Here is a 4,554-nt window from a genome sequence, read left to right as displayed (position 1 = left end):
TTGGTTCTTATGGCCAATAACCTCCTCAAATATGGGAAGAGGAGTACCTAAAAAGAAAAGGAGAGACTCATTTCAACGAATGAATCTCTCCTTTTTATACTTTACGGGACTTTTTGTCCCAAGCTCACTTACCACCGCCATCTTTATTGTAATCCTTAATCATATATTCAAATAGAGTTGAGAAAAAGTCAAAGCCCTGGGCAAAGATAGCCTCATCAAATTTAACCTTAGCTAGTGAATTGATAATGGAGGCAGCCACCTCATTGCGTTTGCTTACATCTGCTATATTATCCGTAATCAAACGTTCGTCAAAGAGGCGGATAGCTGTATCACCAGCTGTATGAACCGAAAAGATATCATTATTATCAACAGCAATTTGGTTAAGAGTTTGTTCAAAAGTTTCATAAAAGGACTTTTCATTTTGCTTGCGATGCAGGGTTTCGATCAATTGACCCGGCTTCATATGAGCAGTGGCTATTCCGATATCTTCTAAAAGCCAGCTGTAGTCTTCCTCAGTCATACTGATCAGATTATCGTAAGTATTGTCTTCATCTATAGTTTTAGCCTCATACAAAAACTTGTCATTGAGGAACTTATAGAGGAAAGATTGGGTGAGGAGTTTATACTCGCCAGCTTCTCCCCCTAAACCGGCATGGGTGAAAACAGCTTTCAAATCATCAACCAAATCTCGAACCTGCACCTTGTAATTTTCATTCATGTTTGCATTTTCCCTATCTATATATTTCAACCAATTCTTCAGTCAACAGATTCAATTGTTCTCTGTTGCGATAGTAGATGGACTCTTTGCCTAATGAGTTCATCCTTTTAGTAGCTTCAAATCGAATCATTTTTTTCAAATAAGCATCATTTTCAATAAGGGCACCATTCTTAGACAGTTCACCATCAATAGTTGCTTTAGATTCTTCGATAATACTAAACATTTCTGGATATTTATGTGTTTCAGTTGATTGGGTCATGTGTTTAAAAACTCTAGCTAGTCCTTTATCACGATTACAATTCAACTCTAAAAGATTCATTTTATCATTATAGGACTTGGCTTCATCAAAGAGCTTCTTGTAATCGGACTTTAGCTCATCCAATTTTTCCTTGGTGTAACCAGTCTGTTGATGGACTAAGTATTTCTCTAAGACTCGTTTCAACTCAGTCATCAAGTTAACCCATTCTGGATCTTTTTCGTCTCTATAGCGGTCAATCATCGCAGAAACCCGTTTTCGTTCCTTGTCTAGGTCAGCAGCCGCTAACCGTAACTCTTCTTCTGCAATTTTTGTAAAGGTAAAACTCATGTCGGACATGGCCAGATTTAGAAGAGTCCGATTTGAAAACATATCCGTTTGACCAACAAGAGACAGGGTCATCAACCGCTTGGAAATACTATTTAACATCATGGAAACCTGTGAAATATCAATCGGTTCCAACAATTCATCATGTTTCAGAAGACGAGCCATATTATAAAACTGTTTAATGGTCGTTAACGCTTTTTTTAATTCCGTCAAGCCTTTACGTTCCGTCACATTGTTTAGATATTCTTCAAAAAGACTAAGATTTTGAGTAGGATACGGCGCTAAAATAAGCTTTGCCTTATCTAGCTCCTGTTCAATCTCTTCGGCTGAGACAAATATAGTGCCAAAAACATCTTCCCCATTTTCCCCTGTTACTTCCAAAGCATACTCGTGATTCAGCTCTTCTAAATAGGCACGATTGGTTTTGTCGAATTCATCGGAGATGTCTGCAAAATCAATCACATAGCCAAAGCTATAATCTTTATAAGGACGGTTAACCCGTGTCAAAGTCTGCAAAAGATTGTGGGCCTTTACCTTACGCCCTAGATACAGACGTTTCAAGCGTGGGGCATCAAATCCGGTTAAGAGCATAGAATAGACGATCAGTAAATCAACCTTGCCACGTTTAAAATCAGCAACCCGCTCTTTTTTATAAGTCTTATCCCCCTCGTCATGGAGAATCAGAGCTGATGTCAATTCCGTTCCCCCCTTGCTCCGACGCATCTCCAATTGCTTTTCGAGTTCCCGTGCTTGCTCTGCAGAGTCACAAACAATCATTCCACCAATCGAATCATCATCGAAAATAATCTCTCTGGCTTGAACAAAATCGTCCAAAATAAAGTCCAGCATGGCTGAAACATAGCGTGGATGAGCAAAGATATCACTTTTTCTCAAACTACCTTTTTGGATTTCCTTCTCGATGGTGCGTAGCCCCTCTTTATAAGCAGTCTCGATGTCTTCACGCATCATTCTAAGAGTGAAGCCATCCTCAATCGATTGATTGTAATAATACTTATGGATGTAGTCTCCAAAAAGATCTCGTGTCGTTGCATGACTTTCCTTAGTCTTCTCATCTCTTTTATAAGTTATTAAAGGTGTACCTGTTAAGGCAATCTTAATCGCATTTTCATCGGCATTATAGAGATTTGGCAAGTAGGAACCCTGCTTATTGTAAGAACGATGGGCTTCATCAATAAAATAAATAGTTTGCCGATTCAGATCATAGCCTGATTTGTCCGTTAAATCGGAGCTAGCTTCAAATTTTTGAATATTGACAACGGCTACATCGCAATCATCATGTATTTCATCCAACTCACCTGAATGATGGATCCGTTTCACTTGCAATCCTCGTTTGCTAAATTCCTTAAAGGCCTGATCAGCTAAATCCAAGCGATCCACAACAAAATAAAATTGTGGAACCACTCCTTGTTTTGAATAATAATCTCTTAAATAGCGGATATTAAAGAAAGCGAGTGCTGTTTTGCCTGAACCCTGAGTATGCCAAATAACACCTTTTTTCTTGCCTTTTTCAATCGTATCTTCAATGGCTCTAGTCGCAAAATATTGCGGATAGCGCATCACATGCTTTTGCAGCTGTATCTTTCCATCCTTGGTCATCTCTTCTACATAGACCAGTCCATAATGGAGTAAAAATAGAAAGCGTTCTTTCTGGTAAATGGAGGTAAGAAATGAATTACATGGAGTATCGGGGGATAAATTGCTGAGGAAATCAGCAGAGGACTTCAGGGCTGTCCGGTGCATATCTCTAAGGACCAGATCTTGCTTCTCTTCACTTGGCGGATCCGCAAGTTGAAGCTCAGTCCCCCGCTCCTCCTTAAACGCATTAAATTTGGTCTGCGAAAAAGCATTGGAACAATAATAGGAACCGACTGCTTGCTGCCCATCCTCCAGCATGTAAGGAAGGTTATCTGAAAATGTTAACAATTGAGTGATATTATTAAAACGACGGAATTTGCGGTTCTCAAAGCGCATTTTAGTACGTGCTCGCTCAGACTGTATCCCTGTTTTCCCATCTCGGATAGCATTTGGCATCTTCACTTCCAAATAAGATAAAGGTAGGCCGTTAATGAAAATCATAATGTCTGGACGAAAACTGTCTTGACCGTTTTCACAGGTAACTTCAAGAGCAATGTGATAGGTGTTATTGGCTGGATTTTCCCAGTCAATGTATTTCCTGCCATCTGCACCCTGAAGACGGTTAAAGAAGGCACGTCCCAAATCAGAATAATCGAGTTCTAGCTTAATGTTTTCGAATTCACGGGCAAAATCCTGGTCTGTTAAGCCATCATTGAGCTTCAGAAACTGATTTCTAAAAATTGAAACCAGAATGTTCGTGTCCTCGTCTCGCGCAGGGAGATCCTCTCCATCATGGGGTAAGTAGGTGTATCCTAAACGCATCAAATGTAAAGCTGCTGGTAGTTGAACTCGCGACAACTCTGAAAACTCTCTTCTTTTTGCCATTCTCTAGCTCCTTTGTTAAACCGTTATCATTAACTTATATTATAGCACCTTGAGTAAGTTTTTCAAAACGGTGATCCATGGTTCACTACCCAAAAAATCGGTTCTTTTGCAAGTTGTGTGGAATTCCTGAAAACCGATAGTCATGGAATTTGATAATTGTAGCTTTTTAATGACTGTACCCTGGCTTCTTTCGAATTTCTATGAGATGCTTCCCCTGTGGTGGGGGACGGCAGCGACCTCTAACGAGTTCCATGCCTTAGTCGGGAACCGAAGTTTCCCGACTCCCCCCGATTCCAAGCTGGCAAGCTTGGAATCTTTTCACCACTAGGTTGCGCATTTCTTCTAATTCTTCAGAAGCCTATGATACACGCCCTCCCCTCCTTAGAGGGGAGGATTTTTAGATAGAGTGGACAGCAGGAGATTGCATCCAGTAAACTCTGGCAAATAAATGCTCATGTTTCCGATAGCCGAAAGCAGAGCGCTTCAGAAGCTTAATTTTATTATTAGTTCCTTCAACGAGGCCATTATTGTAAGGCACAGAAAGGGCTAGACGGATAGATTCTTCCTTCTTTAAAAGAAAAGCTAGCTTATCACGAAAGCTTTGAGGGAGGAGCTCTGAATTTTGGCTCTCTCGAATCAAGTCAAAAAAGTAGTCCGCATTTCTTTCCTTAAAATATCCAAGTAGCAGTTGATAAAGGTTCCAAGTTTCCATCAACACAGGGCTATAATTGGCCAGTTCTAAAGCTATATCTTGTGCTGATACATAACGATT

The 4,554-nt window shown here is 40.1% G+C and carries 2 protein-coding genes and 1 pseudogene; all 3 read right to left on the bottom strand.

What is annotated here, in order from left to right:
- Positions 1-127: 127 nt before the first annotated feature.
- Positions 128-718, bottom strand: a pseudogene (locus HZY94_RS07615) (SAM-dependent DNA methyltransferase); the annotation flags it as partial.
- 13 nt (positions 719-731) lie between these two features.
- Positions 732-3,782 (bottom strand): DEAD/DEAH box helicase family protein, encoded by a 3,051-nt coding sequence (locus HZY94_RS07610; protein WP_179925686.1) that lies wholly within the window; start codon positions 3,780-3,782, stop codon positions 732-734.
- Between the two features lie 397 nt (positions 3,783-4,179).
- A partial coding sequence (locus tag HZY94_RS07605; RefSeq protein ID WP_179925620.1) for a transposase occupies positions 4,180-4,554 on the bottom strand: 375 nt, incomplete at its 5' end.

Source organism: Streptococcus danieliae (assembly GCF_013415245.1).
Classification (GTDB): Bacteria; Bacillota; Bacilli; order Lactobacillales; family Streptococcaceae; genus Streptococcus; species Streptococcus danieliae_A.
The sequence above is the reverse complement of the archived record's forward strand: the minus strand, read 5'-3'. Positions and strand labels throughout refer to the sequence as shown.